Raw genomic sequence first — 15,485 nt, 5'->3', positions numbered from 1 at the left:
AGATTAACAGCCCCATCCTGACAACCTTTGTCAGCAGTATTTAATTTCAATACATATATAAAAAAAGCATAACACCGCTTTCAACGACTTGCACGATGCAATGCTTTGTTAGCCATTGGCCTATAAATAAGCCTTGGATAATCCAAAATACTGACATCCGGTTTTTCAAGTTCGCTAATGGCATTTTTAGCAATCCATTTTGCTGACTTGCTATCGTTGGCTAGGATACGCTTGGCAACGACTATAGCCAGTTTATTCAGATCGACATTTCTTTTGCCGATATTGCGAAGCGCCCAATTTATGGCTTTTTTAACATAAGTTCGCTCGTCGTTAACTTCCCGCTCAATGACCGGAAAGAATGACTCAAACGCTTCGTTGCTCGCTGTTTTGTCGGCAAAACCATAAGCCGCCATGATGACAAAACCAGCCCGTTTGATGAATTCATGTTCATTCCCTGACCATTCAAAGGCTTTGGCCAAGCCATGTTTGCTTTTGGCGAAAAATCCCATGCAGAAAGAATCACAGATTTCCCAGTTCTCAAAGGTCATCGCCCATTGATTCATTTGTTCTTCGGTAATGCACTTTGGATCGTAGATTTTGCTACACAATATTCTTGCTTCATAGATACCGGTATCAAATAGCTCAATGGCGAGCCTGTTATCACAGCCAATTTCCTTAGCAAGTACCTTAAGGTCTTTGTGGTAAATGCCTATTGAGTTCCGGGCTTTTATACCAAACTTTCGTTCCTTGGTTGCTATTTTCTCCGAGTCGGCTAAAGTTTCTAATCGTGTTACCACTTGCTGTAAATTCATGGCTTTTCGGCACTACCGAGTATTGAGGATCATATAATGCTCACCGAATTGGAAATGATGCATTCGTTGATGTTTTGTACAAACTGGCCGCTTGGCAAAGCGCAACAAGCGCTTCCTGAATGGGCGTTGCAACAGATGGGGAAGATACCATGCTGTCTTCATCAAGCTTAGCCCCGAGAAGCGGAATTTTGATAGACGCTGGTTCTACTATCTCAGCAGCCATCGTTTTTAAGGTTTCACGTAAAGCGGCATCGGAATGATAGGCACGCGGTGACGTATTGATTACAGCAACCGGTTTATTGGCAAATGATTCAAAACTCACGAGCCAATCCAAGGCATTCTTGATTGTTCCCGTGATGCCGTGAGCGTATTCAGGGCTAGCGATAATCAACGCATCCGCCTCCGCCACTTCGGAGCGAAAATTTGTGACGATGCTCGGTGGGTTGGTTTCGTAATCTGGATTGAACAAAGGCAAATCACCTAACCTAAGAAATACTGTTATCGACACTTCCGGCGGCGCAAGCCTTGCTGACGCACGAAGTAACGCGGAGTTGATAGATGCGGCACGCAGGCTACCGGATAGCGCAAGTATTTTAGTCATAGCCGATTTAGTGAATAAAAAATAATCGAGTTTGCTAGAACACGGAGTTAAACGCTTTGAGTATAGTGGGCATAGGCTTTAGTAACCTTGCCTTCTTGGTTGAAATGAAAAACCTCTCCCGAAAGGCCACGCACACCTTGGTAATACAAGGTTATGCTGTTTACCCCAATCAGCGTAGTCACCAATTCAAAATGCAGTTCTGGCACCAATTGCAAGGCTTTAGCCCAGTAGGCTCTTATATTTTCTTTACCCTTTAATGTACCTGACGGTTCTCCTGCCACTTTTATAATGACAGGGGATGTCATTTCAAAATCGTCGGTATAGTGCGACAAAATGCGACCAAGGTCATGGCTGTTCCAAGACGCAATCCAATCAGCGGCAAAATGGTCAGCGAAAGCTTTATCAAGCATGAATATGCCTCTCAGGTATCCGTGTGGAAAGAGTTGTTAGGATTTATTACTTCTGATGGTAATTGGTCTCTGGCCAATTTTCATTGATTTCATCGGCTTGGTGCTGGGCGGCAAATCTTTCCCAAACAATACCATTTACATCAACCTCTTTCGAGAACTCAGTTGCAGAGGAGTCTTCCCAACCCAAATGCCGAAGCGAGCCTGGGGCACATGAGGCATCTTGTCGAATAGATACATTGAGGGATTTTGTGCGCCACAGCGCATACTCTCCGATTGCATAAGCGCATGGCTCCATAGCAAACCGAAGGCCGTAATCTTTAATGGTTTCCTCAATTTTATTGGTAGAAATTGCCAAATGGAGTTTTTTCAAGAAATCACCATTTTGAGTTCAAATGTAATGCTAAACGGGCACAACATGGACAGCATAGATATAAAACCTAATCACTCTTCTCTGGTTGAGCGAAATTTTAACCATCTATTTTTGCTAGGGATTAAATAGTTCTCATCATAATAATAAAACCCTAACGAAAAAGCCAATGAGTAAAATAAAGAAACCGCCTATTTCTGCAACTGCCAAAGCTCCCATGATCATTTTGTCAGCAGCGGGATTTTCAGAATCACGCAGTTGGTTGTTCGTCGTATTTTTGATGCCCAGCTTGATGTAATTGAAAATGGCAATAGCAAAGAATAGTAACGGTGCAATCGTTGCCGAAATATTTACCCATTCTGCAAAGATGCTGAAATAGGCAAACATAGCAATCAACATGGCCGCATAGGAATACAGCAATGCTGACCGGTGGGCAATGTCCACATAGTAAGGGGCTACAAATTCTTTGCTCTTCATCATACAAGAAAATTTCCATACGCCCGTCAATAATCCCGTCATAAAAAATACACCTGCGCATGAAATAGCGATTATGGGCGCTGTTTGGTTTAATATTACATCCATCGTTGTTCTCCAAAGCAAGTAAGTTAAAGACTTTCAATTCATTCCATCGCTATTTTAACCATGTCGAATAACAATAAATTGTACAAACCGGCTATCCCTGAATTGCAATATCGTTTCCGACCTAATCTTTTTATGTGGACGAACCGCACCTTGTTTTTGGGACCGCTACAACAATTGGATTTCCATGCCATGGGATCGGTAGCTATCAATGTGGGACTCTACCAACCATTTTTAATGAAGGCGATGAACGAGCCTTATAAAGCCTATCGTTGTGCCGTTATCCCGGCAGGATGCAAACATGAATTAAACGCAAACGGGAATATTGTGGCTTGTTTGGTGATCGAGAAAAACTCAACTGACTTTATTAATTTCAGGAAACGCGTTCCCTTTCCAACATCGACTATTACGAACATAATTGATACGGAGTGGGTTGGATGTTTTCAAAAAATTTACGAAGAAAAGCCATCAAAAACAGAAATTAACCAGATGATCAATCAGTTACTGAATGCCGGTGGAGCCGCTGAAAGCGAAGTCGATCCGCGCATTGCCAGCATCATGCACACTATTCAGCTTGACCCAGGAAATGATTTTAGCCAGGAATATTTGGCATCTTCCGTAGGCCTTTCTGCTTCCAGGTTCAGGCATTTGTTTATAGAACACTCGGATATCCCCTTCCGCCGATATCGGATGTGGCGGCGAATAGTGTCGGCGATGGACACGCTTCATAAAGTAGACAATCTGACCTATGCCGCTATGGAGGGTGGATTTACAGATTCTGCCCATTTTAACCGCTGTTTCCGCGATACTTTTGGCGTGAACCCGTCACTGGTTTTCAGGAACATCGACAGGTTCGAGGTTTAAAGGCCTAATGCAGGGTTAACTGGTGACTGGCTTTGGTGCACCCTTTTAGGCTTCTTGGTTTTCTCGGCCACCTGCATGGATTCATTGGCCCATTGCCGCAGGTGTTCCGAATCGGTAAGCACCTCTTCGGGAACTTCAAAATACCGGTTCACTTGGACACGGCCTTTCTTGGTCAGATACGAAAACGGCTGCATCCCAGCTAGTTCGTATTTCTTCCGCGAATCGTCATCGACCACAAAATACAAGCTATTTCCCATCACCATGGCAAACTGGACGAAACCGTTGGAAATTCCCACTCCGCCAAAGAACCGACTTGTCTGTACCGGTGCGATGGATTGCAAATGCTCTAAAACATAGTCTACGTATTCGGCGCTGGAAGTCGTCAAAGCGTTCAGTCCGCGTTAGGTAGTTCAAAGAATCCGGTCATTTGCAGTAAACGTCCACCAGTTCCGTACAAACCATAGCTTGCGCCTTGGGAGAGTACGTTGCCATTACCATCAACCATATTCCAATGAGTAAGGCTGCGGTCATGGTGGCTTTTGAAATCAGTGGTTATAAATTTTACGCCCGGCACGTTCTTGTGAAGCTCCGCCATGTACCCGGACAATTGGTCGTATCCTGTCGTCTGGATGAGCGGGTCGGTGTACACGCAATCAGGATTCAAGCATTGCCCGAATATTTGCAGCCGCTTCGATACGTCTGCCTCAGACCACGATTGTGTGTAGGTTTCCCAAATAGCTTGATGTGAATTGTTTTCCATTGCCATTTTCCTTATATAAATTTTACTGAGAGATACTCAATGTGGATGAGACAGGCAGACTAAGCTGTAACTTCAATTACAGGATTATCCCCTTTCCAGTTTTTGGGTTACCGCTTTTCGGGTGGTATTAACCTAATTTCAGCCGTAAACCGCGCATGATCTTCCTGGTCAACGGGTCTGTGCTTGATCTGGGTACTCGCCGGGTCTTTGCCAAGATAGTTATCGCTTTTCCAGTTCTTGGACGGCCTGATGGGCCTAGGTACAAAGCCACCAGCGCAGTTCGGGCAAACGTTACCCAGGATAGTGTCGACACAGGCGGCACAGAACGTACATTCATAGCTACAGATACGTGCTTCAAGTGAATCGGGCGGCAACGGCTTGTTGCAATGCTCACAGGCTGGCCTGAGTTCAAGCATGGCTTCTCTCTTCTATGATGGCTAAGATAAAGCTAACCGGGCATAGAAAGCTGAAAAATAGAACCGTATAGCCCGTGCACTGGTTAAACTTCATTTATTTTCCACAAGGTAAGTAACGGCCAAAGGTTACGTTGCTTACTTGCCCAATAACACCAAGATGGGTAATTTTGAATCCTTCTGGGTATTTCAGGCCGTAACCGTACAGCCGATCAACACCAATGTGAATGAACCAAATAAGTGACAATGCCAAGGCTAAGGTGTCACCTTCTGCGACCGAGACCAAAGCCAGAGCGCAAGGCAACAATTTTGAGTGGGTGATATTGTAAGTGACTGCGCCAACCCGGGCATTAACAAGGTACCCAAGAAGCGCTAAATCCGGTAGCAAAACGGTTGACCAAAATAGCGTCCAGTCAAACGACTGCTGCCAATAGACGGTAAGTGCCAGAAGAAAAATGCCTAAGCCTTCTAATCTTAATAGAGCATTTGGTTTTTCAAATAGTGAAAGCATGTAAGTATCCCTCTAAAAAATAAAACTGCATTGTAACCACGTTCGGTTGAGTGTTTTGTTAACTTTTTTTAATGTCAATATGGTTTTCTTGGCTCTCAACCCGTTTAAACCATGCCTGTATACTACTGTATCCTGACAAATCAAACTTGCCTTCTTCTGCAACATGGGTATAAGCATACAAGGCAATATCCGCAACACTGTACTGGTTAGCCACAAAATAAGTGTTGATTGCCAAATGCTGTTCCATGACATCCAATGCAGCATAGCCGAGCTTCATTTTTGCTGTCAGCTGTTCCCTGTATTCTTCTTCGGCCTTCAGTATTGACACCCAATATCGTGGGGTTGCGATATTAGGCTCATGACTATATTGCTCAAAGAACATCCACTGCAAAACCAGGGCTTGCTCGTATTTGCCTTTAGGTAAAAAGTGGGTATCTGAAGCCAGATACCCTAAAATCGCATTGGACTCAGCAAGATACTTCCCGTCATGATACAGAACAGGCGTGCGGCCATTAGGGTTAATTTTTAGGAACTCCGGCGTACGCGATTCTTTATTTAAAATATCAACATTGACCCGCTCATAGTCAATGCCTAATTGATTAAGCAAAAGGCGAATTTTGTAGCAATTTCCTGAAGGTAAAAAGTCATAAAGTTTGTACATGTTCGTTCTCGATTTCCTTGAAATGCTACCGAAAAGGTAAGAGCATTGATTGTATTTTAAGCCTTGCCCAATTGCCTGCATATTTTTGGCACGGCTTCATACAGACATGAGTAATGCGACAAACCTTCCATTATTTCGATATGTGAGCAACCCGGAATCGCTGATTTCAAGTAGCCAGCCATCGGCGTTGGCGACCAGTTATCCTCCGCCCCATGCCAGATGTGCGTATTGACGGAAATGTCAGAAAGTGTGGTTTCCCAAGGTTGTACATACGCTTTTATGTCACGCACATAGCCTTGGATGTGGCCAATAAAACACGACCGCAATACGTTGGTGATACTGGCTTGGAACTCACGGTCGTTGACCAATGCTTTGTCAGCAACAGCGGCACTGGCAAACAACAAATTAAATAGTGTCTTGGCGGAAAATAGAGCCAGCAAGCTTTGCCAGTATGACAACAAAACGAACAATCCTGGAAATGCCTTGGCTAGTTTAAAAACCTGTTTACCTGCCATCGCGTTTATAAAATCTCCCGCTTCCAACGGCGCAGCCGCAGAAATCAAATGCATGTTCCTGACACCATCAGCCATATAACGGCTAGTCTGAAAGGCGATGAACGCACCGATGGAGAAACCAATAAAATCTACCGATTTACCGTCGGCCAATGTTGAAATCTCCCTGGCCAGGAACTGATAATACGCTTCTCCACTTATTGAGCAATCAATAGAAAACCGCTCTAAACAAATAATCGTCAAACCCTTATCTTTTGCATAAGAATCAAAAATGGCACATTCTTCCGGCGCTCCAGGCGCACCGTGGAAGTAGATCACTATCTGCCCCTTATCGGCACCGAACTGGCTATATTTCACTGGCTTAATGGGCGTCATCATCTTCAACAATCACGCGGGGACAGACAACGAACAGAATTCAATAGTTCCAATACATTGCTTACCAACAGGTCAGGCTGGTCATACATAATGAAATGCCCACTTCTATCCGCTATAACATGCTTGCTGTTTGATGAAAGGGCCGCCAATTCTTCCTGCGACGTGCTTTCAATACGTGCAACTGCCACGGCATTTTCTACCGAACTATTCGATGCTATGGCTTCACGTTCAGCCAACCCAATATCTATTCCTTTGCCTGCAGTCAATACAACCAGCGGCAGCTTGCCCAGCGAAGATGGCGGCGGGGTCGCTGCATCCAAGCTTTTCCGCATCACGGCTATTTCGTTGACGACGGCGAGGGTTGTATCGGTACGGTTTTGAACGGCTGTTTTCGCTGCCAAAATATCGGCAGGCAAAGGTGATGGCTGTCGGTCAGCGTTTGCCCAACCCATCAAGCGAATAACCCCAATACGGGACAGCAAAGGCGCAATGGCAATCTGGATTCTTTGTTTAAAATAGTCTGCTTGCGCATAAGGATACTCCCGAAAAGCGCCTTGTTCGTGCGTGGAATCAACAAGAACCAAGCCTTTCACTTCACTGGGGAACTGGCGATAAAACTGGCGGCAAAATATTCCGCCGCGTGAATGGCAAACCAACACAAAGGGTGACATAATCGATGCATTGCGAAGCAGCGTATGCAAGTTTGTTGCAACTTGCTCTAGCGACATCGGGCCGTCCGCCGGGTCACTCCATCCAAGTCCGGCGCGATCGTATGCGCAAACTTGTGTTGTTTGGGCGAGTTTAGCTTGAACCGGATACCAGCTCAAGGCACTTTCCCCCAAACCGGCTTCCAAAATACTCGTTGGCGAACCTGTGCCTGTGCCTGTGCAGTTCAGGTGATAGTTCAGCCCATTGACGTTAACCATACGTCCCGGTACAGGATGCGCTTTTAAATCGGCGGCGCTTGCCTGCATTTGATAAACGCTGCCCACTATCGCAGCCAGACCACATATCCCAAAGAAAACCAATAGGGCTCGTACCAGGAGACTACTCAGTATCATTTTTAGAATACCTTAAGCGTGCCAAATGACGGTGTTCCATTGGATGCCATGTTAGAGAGGCACACGGTACTCACGGGTAATCTCTGCCACTTGCACAGTATAAGACTCATACCAGCGCTCCCTGCCCAGTTGTTGCGCCAAGACATGCTCCGAATGTGACTTCCAAGCCAGAATGCTTTCTTCGTTTGGCCAATAGGAAAGCGCTATTTCATTTTCCCCCTCGGTGACGGCCTGAAAGTCGAGGCAGCCAAACTGGCCTAATGCCAATTCACGCAGCCTCGCAGCAACCGCCGAATACTCGCTGTCAACACTACGTACTTTTGCCCGGAATATTACGACAAACAATGAAAATACCTCTGGATGGATGACTATGGCTTGAATGCACTTTTGAGCCTATTAAACTGTATTGCATCTGTAATTTCTTGTGAGAATTTTTCGGAACTTAGCTTTGCCAACAATATGAATGCCGCTTGATAACTAACGGGGCCGCCATTTGAGGTGATAACCTTATTGTCAATAACCACATTTTGGTCAGACTGAACTTTTATATTGGGGTAGGCTTTTGAGAGGCCTTTTTCTCCCCCCGCCCAAGTCGTTGCATTTTTCCCATCAAGAACGCCAGCCTCGCCGAGTAAAAATGCACCGGAGCAGTTGCTTGCCATCCAGGATGCCGATTGATTTTGTTTTTTAATAAACTGGATAAGTTCCTTGTTTTTCAAAAAACCATCCATTTCGTAAGCGCTCGGAACTAACAACACATCAAGCTTGAGATCATCGTAAATGGTTTTATCAGCGATTATTTTCAGCCCTTCTTCTGAACGAACCTCCTTATTTGTTGTTGCAGAAATGACGACGACCTCGTAAGAGGAGAACCACGCCTTCTTTGTTGCTGCACCAAATACTTCGATAGGTGCGGTGACATCACTCGTCAAAAAGCCATCAAACACTAAAATTCCAATTTTATGGGATGCTGCGTTGGCAGAATTAACAACAAAAACGGCATTAAATAGTGCTAGCAGTACCAAATGTCTTAGTTTACTCATGTGACTTCCTATTGCAATTAATGCCCATCAATGTACAAAAACCGTTGGATTTTTACGTCTAACCCATTTTTTGCTCTGAATATTGCACCATATTGTCGGCTGCTTTCAGTAAGGTCTCAATGGATGAATGATCCGTGCGAAAAGCTACGGCGATGCGATTCCAGACGTTCGCCATTGCCACAGCGAGCGTTAACGAGGCCAATTCTTCCTCATTCAGAAATTGGCGAGTTTGCTCATACAGCGCATCAGGAACATGTCGGTGATCCGACAGCTGCGTGATCGTTTCCGCCCATTGCAGCACGGCTTGTTCTCGTTCGCTGTAACAGGGGGCTTCACGCCAAGCGATGATAAGGTCAATGCGCTCTTCCGTTTCACCCAGCATTCGCAGGCGCTGCGAATGGTATCGCACGCAGAAACCGCAACCATTGATCTGTGACGCACGCAGCCGAACCATTTCCAGGAGGCGTAAATCCAACGGCCCGTGGTTGAGTTGGTCTTCGATCTGGGTCAACAGCGTGGCCTCTGGGCCAATTAGCTTCCAGTAGTTGATTCGTTCAGTCATCTGATGTTCTCCTAGTGTTGTCTAACGTTAACAATAATCCTAATTTAGAACCAAGGGGACGGCCGTGATAGCAACCGTCCCGCTTGGGCGGCATCAACATAACATGTATATCTCTGCTGTACTGCGGATGCTAAAAGTTATTGCGCCATTGTTTAATGATGTGTTTTTTCGCCCAAAACAAAGTCCACTAAGCCTTGAAAATTATTGGCTGTCCCGTCTGCCTGAATACCTAATTTTTCCGTTGGTAAGTTGAAGCGATTGACCCAATAAGTCGGGTAGCCAAAACTTTTTGCACCGTAGGCATCCCAACCGCCAAAAGCCGCGAAGACAACATCCTCTTTCTTCAACCCAAGGTGTTGTAGTCCTAATGCGTACGCCTCTGGGTCTGGTTTGTATGTGCCGTTGATTTCAGTACTTATTAGCTCATCAAAAAGATCGGCAATTCCAGCACTATCTGCATTGGACTTAAGCATCATCTTGCTAAAATTGGAGATAGTGATGATTTTTATGCCAGCAGCTTTCAGCTTTTTCAAGCCTTCAATTGAATCAGGCCAGGGCTTTAGCGATAGATAGGCAATAAGAAGTTGCTTTTTCTGGGCTTGGGTCGCTTCAAGTTTCATATTCTCAATGGTGTAAAGCAAGGCATCTTCTGTAACTTTAAAAAAGTCCTCGTGATTTTTTGTGATGGAGCGCAGGAAGCCATATTCAAATTGTTTGGCACGCCACGCTTTGGTGAAATCCATGCCTTTGCCAGGAAAAACTTTTTCAACTTCGCCAACGACTGAGTTGGGGTCAAAGATGACGAAATAATCGAAAGCTACCGCCTTGTAGGGAAGTTCCGATGTTTGTGCCTGTCGCGGAAGAATAAAGATCGCTATCAAGAAAATTGAAGCGACCATCTTATTGAAATGTATATGGCTCATGTGTTTACCCGAGTGGTTAAAATTATGGTGACTAAGCTAAGGGGCGCGCCTGTCACGGAAGGTTGGCGAAGCCGCCGAAGCCGGAAAAACACAAGCCTTCAAAACCGCCACGAAAAGGCGCGTCCCGCTTGAGCGTAATGTTAGCCATTGGTTTCACGATTACTCTTAGTTGCATTTTGTCTTTCCTGAATGCGTTTAGTGGCTTCGGATAGAGGCTCAAGCCCCACTTCTTGGCGCAGCAAATCAACTTTTCCTGGCTCTTTCATAGGCAAAGGAAAGGCAATACCATTTTCGTCAGTGTCGTGTTGAGTTCCATATATTTGCGGCTTACCAGACATAGTAAGCACTCTATCTTGCAAATAGGCGAAGCACCATCCTTCTGCTTCGCCTTGATGGACGGCTTCCTGTAACAAAGTTAAACATTCATTCATAAATTTTGTATCTAATACCGCGTGCTGAACAATCAGCCACGCGGCTTCCGAACCTTCCTTGCCAACGGAACTTATTCCAGGCCATCCGTGGCGACTTATGATTTCTTTGATGCGTACATTGTTCTTTTCGTGGATTGCCTTAATTCTTGGGTGATACTCAACAGTGCCGAGCTCTCCACTGTCAATCAACTCTTGCAGGATGCGTTGATCTTCTTCTTGCATTGATAGCAGTTCAGCTTGTAATTGCCGGTTCAACCCATGCATCCTTTGTAATAGCTAACGTAAAGAAGGGCGCGCTTGTTACGGAAGATTGGCGAAGCCACCGAAGCCGAAAAATAACAACCCTTCAAATCCACCAAATAAGGCGCGTCCCACTTGAACGTAATGCTTCAAATTATACATTTAAAGGCATTAAATCTTAATTTATAGCATTTGCATAGCTGTCAATTTTGACAGGTATCCGTTTGCAACTCTGTATAATTTATTTTGTGCCCGAATTATTCCGCAGTTAAACGTTATGTTTTTGTAGCACCCTAATTCTTGATTAGCTTGTTTGTTTAAGGCATAGGTCTTTTAATATGAATATACAGAAATGGTTGGAAGAACACCTGGAACTACTTTTGTTCGCCGACAACCAGAAGGATTTCTTCGAGCATTTAGCCACAACAGCTAGCGTTTTGGGTTTCGATTATTGCGCGTTTGGTTTACGTGCGCCCTATCCGGTGATGAACCCAAAAACCATTTGGTTATCCAACTATTCATCAGACTGGCAAATCCGTTATGTAAAAAATAACTATTTTGCCGTTGACCCTGTCGTTCAGCATGGCAGTCGCTCAACCTTCCCCTTAATCTGGTCTAGCAGCTTACTTGGGTCTGCCCCCGATTTTTGGGAAGATGCCAAAGAATTTGGCATAGATCACGGCTGGTCGCAATCTTACTGCAATGCTGACGGATTTTTGGGTATGTTAACGTTAGCCCGATCAGGTGAGGCTTTGCAGGCGAATGAATTGGCGGATAAGCAAATGCTCTTTTCTTGGCTTACCCAATTAGCCCATCAGGGGTTATATAAGTTAGCTGCCCAGGATTTTGCTATCGCTAGCGAAAATCCCTTAACCCAACGCGAGGTTGAGGTGCTGCGTTGGTCTGCGGAAGGTAAATCTGCACATGAAATTGCTACGCAAATGGGAATTACCGAACGAACGGTAAATTTTCATATCAATAATGTGCTGCAAAAAACAGGCACTCACAATAAAACAGCGGCGGTGGTTAAGGCGGTATTATTGCGGTGGATTTAATGAAATCGCCATCCAGCAGTTTAACGACAGGTCCTAATCTGGATTGGGCGGTGAAACGGTCTCCGCTCCTGCTGTTGAGATTATCAAAGCCAGTTTCAGTTCTGATAATTGCCTAAGGATGATCCAAAAACTTGAATCCGCCATGAAGCGACCTTCTTCTGTCAAATCATACCTAAAACAGATATAAGTACTAGAGGGTAACAATTTTCTGGCTAGCTCGCGCAACCCAGGATGTCAGTGCATCATCTTCACTTTTTATTTTTCTGTCTGGATGGTCTAAGTAATGCCGGGCAGTAGTTTGCTCAGCAATAATTCCTCTATCCCATTTGATTGAATTTCGCATCAACCCATCAAGAATCAACTCTAGGGAATCTTCTACCGCGTTGGAGCGAAAGAGTAACGTTGATAGGCTTTCATCCTGTTTTAGTTCGATTTCAAGGATGTGTACCATAGTATCAGAATCTCGCTGAAGCATTACATGGCTATATTGGCGCTTTCGTCCGTCGATTAGGTGAGCTGTTCGACAGTTACATTGTGGCACTGTTCCTAATTTAACCTGATAATCCCATTCGTTGAATTCCTTCAGCCCTTCAAGCATTCGGCTAAAAAACTTCATTTTTTCTGGTGCTTCGATGAGTTCTCTTTCTTTAAGCAAATCAATATCGGCACGCGGTAGAGTTCCTGCGATTTTGCCTTCCGTAATTCCCACAGTTTCTTCAACATCCATTGAATCCAACGCTGTTTCTTCGTCTTTTGGATAAATCTGTACCCGCCTTGAACTGCGTTTTAGCTCAATATCTGTATCAAAATGCAACCCGGCACGATTAATTTCTAATAAATATCGTTTTTGACTTGCTATGGAAGCTTGTACTGGATCGATTTGTTTTGGTTGAACAACCTTTTTACCAGATTTTTCTTTGTTGTTCCCAACCCCCTCTTCATTTAAGACTAATACATCGTCAGGATGACTAAACCATACCCTGTTGACTGGAGGCGAAGGTAATGCAGCAATTGCAAGAATTTCACGAATGTAATAGTGATTTTGCTCACTGTCAGTGCCTGTATAACCTACCCATGAAATTTCACAACCGGCCATCGCAGGCGGAGAAAAGTTAAAGCTCCACCTCTCAACCTGATTGTCAAAGCGACTTTCTCTATTTAAATGTTTAAAAATGGAACAAAAACTATTTTGAGCTTCTTGGTCAAATAACAACCAAGCGAAATACTTGCGGTATTCCTGACTATTCATATAAGACAGTGGAATATTTGATGTAAAATCAACCCGTCCCACCCAGCTTTCAAGCGTTGCTCGTGCTAACGATAAAGTGTTTGCTTGAAGAAACGCGGTACGCACTAGCTCAGCTGAGTGAAAATGCAATCGACGGGCGAGTTCTAAAGTAGGTAACCAAAAAACCTTATCAGCAACACTTATGCGATATATATTTTGGTTTTTCAATTGTCCTTCATATTCATTCAGCCGCTGCAAGCTTTTTGGTAGATCGTGATATTGCAATTGATCCCATTGATAACCATTAGGGATCACAAACCTACCTCTATAACCATGAGCCGCATTCACATCGGTAGCTCTGGGATAAATTGAACCAACACTGAGGGCAGGTAGCAGGTCAACTGGCATTGCTTTTCGAAAAGGCTTGTTTCGGTTGGCTAAAAAATAACATGTCACACGCCAATCTTCACCTGGTGTTCGAAAAAAATCTCCCATAAGAATTAGTTTTGATCCCTTGGGTATATTTGTGAAAGTAATTTGACTCATCTAAGCTTCTTTTCAGACACTAAACTATCAATGATTGAATAAATTCGGGGAGGTATTTTTTGCGGTTTTAATCCAGCAGCCCGTATGAGTTTCCACGCCTGCAATTCTATTCCTGACTTTCGCATTTCCAATGCAACTTTGCTCAGGCGATAAATCTGAAAATCTTCGATTGACTCTGATTCTTTTTCGAGCCACTCTCGCGTTATCGGAAGCCTTTTCAAATATTTTTCAATACTGCTATATCTTGCCAATTGACGGAGCAAGAATGTTCGTGACAGTCTAGGACGGTCATTCAATGTATGGAAACCTGACTTTATGGTAACAAGTTCATTTAGAACATCTGAATCTAGTTTTTCGTAATCAGTTTTATTCTTTGGCGGGTTAACGGATTTTCTTGGCTTATTTTGTATTAACCAATTGTAATCGTGACGATACAACCATGTATACAGAGCACTTCCGCTTTCCAGGATACGAAGTCGCTTTACACCGCAGTCAGGATTCTTAATGGTAAGATTACGCCATAAAACTCGTTTTATTGAAACCTCCTGATCTGAAGCAGGTAATGAAGTAAATTGTTTTCTCCGTTCTGGTTGGACTGGATAATTAGCCACCTGGGATAATATTTCGGTGGTTGATAAATCAGGAGCTAAAGCCACCCAAACCATAGCGTGTCTAATGGGATAAAACGATTTTCTATGCTTTCTAAAGATATTCGCAAGCCATAAATTTTCCGGCTGTTCAAATGGAATCAGCGCAAAAACAGGAGACGAATGCCAACAATCCTTAATCAGTAAGTTAATTGCTGAATGATCAGCCCTTATGCCATTCAATAACCCATGATGCTTTGCCAAATTGCGATAAAATAATGTCCATTGCCAATGAGTCAGCCGGATATTAATTGGATTGTTTAACAAAATTTCAACGTGCTTGTTCAATTGCAGCTCCTTTGAAGAACCCACTAAACATTCGACTACCTGTGTTAAATTGACCAATGCCGCAGGAACAAACAAATGCTTAGATTTCGGGTGAAATTCAACGTCTGAGTTGATCAATTTAGTCATGTGCGCTGAACAAAACCCCAAGCCTGTTACTTGGTTTTGTCTCTTCCAATAGGGCTCGCCGTAAACCTTTATTTGTTCTTCAACACACTTTGGGCAATAACGAAAGTAAATGGGGCGCTTGATAGTTGAAGCTGCAATGCCAGCCCTGGTATGAATATCACCACCTTGCGCAGATCGCATTGAGTTAACCACGGAATCTGCTTTCTCGGGTGCCAGAAACGGGAGGTAAAACGGTGCAAGCGTGTTTTGACTAATTATGTGTTCTGGGCTAGTTCGCCATATAGCTTTAGTTGCTGATATGAGGCGGTCAATGTGGCTCGGCATATCGGGTACTGCCGCGGCAGAGTTTGAACCAAAAATATCCCTAATTACTGCTTTTTGGTTATCTTGCCCTGTGTGCACAGCATATCGGGCAACTACGCTATAAAGAAGCTCATCTGGGTAAGGTTGTGGAAAGTAAGCAAGCATAA

At 44.2% G+C, this 15,485-nt stretch carries 21 protein-coding genes; 2 read left to right on the top strand and 19 right to left on the bottom strand.

Annotation, left to right across the window (positions count from 1 at the left end):
* Positions 1–80: 80 nt before the first annotated feature.
* The 5 genes from ABL924_RS01110 to ABL924_RS01090 all read right to left on the bottom strand — a co-directional run bounded on the left by ABL924_RS01110 (position 81) and on the right by ABL924_RS01090 (position 2,772).
* Positions 81–812: a DNA alkylation repair protein gene (locus ABL924_RS01110; protein ID WP_349025222.1), complete on the bottom strand. Its 732-nt coding sequence runs from the start codon at positions 810–812 to the stop codon at positions 81–83.
* Between the two features lie 40 nt (positions 813–852).
* Positions 853–1,413 carry an NADPH-dependent FMN reductase gene (locus ABL924_RS01105; protein ID WP_349025221.1) on the bottom strand — a complete coding sequence of 187 codons (561 nt, stop codon included), beginning with the start codon at positions 1,411–1,413 and terminating at the stop codon, positions 853–855.
* 47 nt (positions 1,414–1,460) lie between these two features.
* Positions 1,461–1,823 carry a nuclear transport factor 2 family protein gene (locus ABL924_RS01100; protein WP_349025220.1) on the bottom strand — a complete coding sequence of 121 codons (363 nt, stop codon included), beginning with the start codon at positions 1,821–1,823 and terminating at the stop codon, positions 1,461–1,463.
* Positions 1,824–1,869: 46 nt separating this feature from the next.
* Positions 1,870–2,193 carry a hypothetical protein gene (locus tag ABL924_RS01095; RefSeq protein WP_349025219.1) on the bottom strand — a complete coding sequence of 108 codons (324 nt, stop codon included), beginning with the start codon at positions 2,191–2,193 and terminating at the stop codon, positions 1,870–1,872.
* A 135-nt stretch (positions 2,194–2,328) separates the two neighbouring features.
* Positions 2,329–2,772 (bottom strand): hypothetical protein, encoded by a 444-nt coding sequence (locus ABL924_RS01090; RefSeq protein ID WP_349025218.1) that lies wholly within the window; start codon positions 2,770–2,772, stop codon positions 2,329–2,331.
* Between the two features lie 60 nt (positions 2,773–2,832).
* Here ABL924_RS01090 and ABL924_RS01085 point away from each other — a divergent pair, with 60 nt between their 5' ends.
* On the top strand, positions 2,833–3,633 hold the full coding sequence (locus ABL924_RS01085; protein ID WP_349025217.1) for an AraC family transcriptional regulator: 801 nt from the start codon (positions 2,833–2,835) through the stop codon (positions 3,631–3,633).
* On the opposite strand, the gene ABL924_RS01080 is transcribed toward ABL924_RS01085, so the two are convergent.
* The 12 genes from ABL924_RS01080 to ABL924_RS01025 all read right to left on the bottom strand — a co-directional run bounded on the left by ABL924_RS01080 (position 3,630) and on the right by ABL924_RS01025 (position 11,140).
* Positions 3,630–4,019, bottom strand: coding sequence for a TfoX/Sxy family protein (locus tag ABL924_RS01080; RefSeq protein WP_349025216.1), 390 nt, complete (start codon positions 4,017–4,019; stop codon positions 3,630–3,632). The genes ABL924_RS01085 and ABL924_RS01080 overlap by 4 nt on opposite strands.
* 5 nt (positions 4,020–4,024) lie before the next feature.
* Positions 4,025–4,393 carry a nuclear transport factor 2 family protein gene (locus ABL924_RS01075; protein ID WP_349025215.1) on the bottom strand — a complete coding sequence of 123 codons (369 nt, stop codon included), beginning with the start codon at positions 4,391–4,393 and terminating at the stop codon, positions 4,025–4,027.
* Between the two features lie 107 nt (positions 4,394–4,500).
* The gene (locus ABL924_RS01070; protein ID WP_349025214.1) at positions 4,501–4,809 is read right to left on the bottom strand and encodes a DUF1272 domain-containing protein; all 309 of its coding nucleotides are present in this window, start codon (positions 4,807–4,809) and stop codon (positions 4,501–4,503) included.
* A gap of 94 nt (positions 4,810–4,903) precedes the next feature.
* Positions 4,904–5,317 carry a DUF4260 domain-containing protein gene (locus tag ABL924_RS01065; RefSeq protein WP_349025213.1) on the bottom strand — a complete coding sequence of 138 codons (414 nt, stop codon included), beginning with the start codon at positions 5,315–5,317 and terminating at the stop codon, positions 4,904–4,906.
* Positions 5,318–5,375: 58 nt separating this feature from the next.
* Positions 5,376–5,978, bottom strand: coding sequence for a glutathione S-transferase family protein (locus tag ABL924_RS01060; protein ID WP_349025212.1), 603 nt, complete (start codon positions 5,976–5,978; stop codon positions 5,376–5,378).
* Between the two features lie 56 nt (positions 5,979–6,034).
* Complete coding sequence (locus ABL924_RS01055) at positions 6,035–6,868, bottom strand: alpha/beta hydrolase (protein ID WP_349025211.1); 834 nt, start codon at positions 6,866–6,868, stop codon at positions 6,035–6,037.
* Between the two features lie 2 nt (positions 6,869–6,870).
* On the bottom strand, positions 6,871–7,926 hold the full coding sequence (locus tag ABL924_RS01050) for an alpha/beta hydrolase (RefSeq protein WP_349025210.1): 1,056 nt from the start codon (positions 7,924–7,926) through the stop codon (positions 6,871–6,873).
* Between the two features lie 51 nt (positions 7,927–7,977).
* Positions 7,978–8,271 carry a hypothetical protein gene (locus ABL924_RS01045; protein WP_349025209.1) on the bottom strand — a complete coding sequence of 98 codons (294 nt, stop codon included), beginning with the start codon at positions 8,269–8,271 and terminating at the stop codon, positions 7,978–7,980.
* A 23-nt stretch (positions 8,272–8,294) separates the two neighbouring features.
* Positions 8,295–8,969 (bottom strand): DJ-1/PfpI family protein, encoded by a 675-nt coding sequence (locus ABL924_RS01040; protein ID WP_349025208.1) that lies wholly within the window; start codon positions 8,967–8,969, stop codon positions 8,295–8,297.
* Positions 8,970–9,027: 58 nt separating this feature from the next.
* Positions 9,028–9,531 carry a carboxymuconolactone decarboxylase family protein gene (locus ABL924_RS01035; RefSeq protein WP_349025207.1) on the bottom strand — a complete coding sequence of 168 codons (504 nt, stop codon included), beginning with the start codon at positions 9,529–9,531 and terminating at the stop codon, positions 9,028–9,030.
* A gap of 152 nt (positions 9,532–9,683) precedes the next feature.
* Complete coding sequence (locus ABL924_RS01030) at positions 9,684–10,454, bottom strand: haloacid dehalogenase type II (protein WP_349025206.1); 771 nt, start codon at positions 10,452–10,454, stop codon at positions 9,684–9,686.
* 140 nt (positions 10,455–10,594) lie between these two features.
* Positions 10,595–11,140, bottom strand: coding sequence for a DUF6624 domain-containing protein (locus ABL924_RS01025; RefSeq protein ID WP_349025205.1), 546 nt, complete (start codon positions 11,138–11,140; stop codon positions 10,595–10,597).
* A 323-nt stretch (positions 11,141–11,463) separates the two neighbouring features.
* Between ABL924_RS01025 and ABL924_RS01020 the strand changes: the two genes are divergently transcribed.
* A complete protein-coding gene (locus ABL924_RS01020) occupies positions 11,464–12,180 on the top strand; it encodes a LuxR family transcriptional regulator (protein ID WP_349025204.1) in 717 nt (238 codons plus the stop codon).
* A 190-nt stretch (positions 12,181–12,370) separates the two neighbouring features.
* On the opposite strand, the gene ABL924_RS01015 is transcribed toward ABL924_RS01020, so the two are convergent.
* The gene (locus ABL924_RS01015; RefSeq protein ID WP_349025203.1) at positions 12,371–13,954 is read right to left on the bottom strand and encodes a Tn7-like element transposition protein TnsE; all 1,584 of its coding nucleotides are present in this window, start codon (positions 13,952–13,954) and stop codon (positions 12,371–12,373) included.
* Complete coding sequence (locus tag ABL924_RS01010) at positions 13,951–15,483, bottom strand: TnsD family Tn7-like transposition protein (RefSeq protein ID WP_349025202.1); 1,533 nt, start codon at positions 15,481–15,483, stop codon at positions 13,951–13,953. The genes ABL924_RS01015 and ABL924_RS01010 overlap by 4 nt, the downstream gene beginning before the upstream one ends.
* Positions 15,484–15,485: the final 2 nt, after the last annotated feature.

The organism is Methyloglobulus sp. (genome assembly GCF_040079455.1).
In the GTDB taxonomy this organism is placed as follows: domain Bacteria; phylum Pseudomonadota; class Gammaproteobacteria; order Methylococcales; family Methylomonadaceae; genus Methyloglobulus.
The sequence above is the reverse complement of the archived record's forward strand: the minus strand, read 5'-3'. Positions and strand labels throughout refer to the sequence as shown.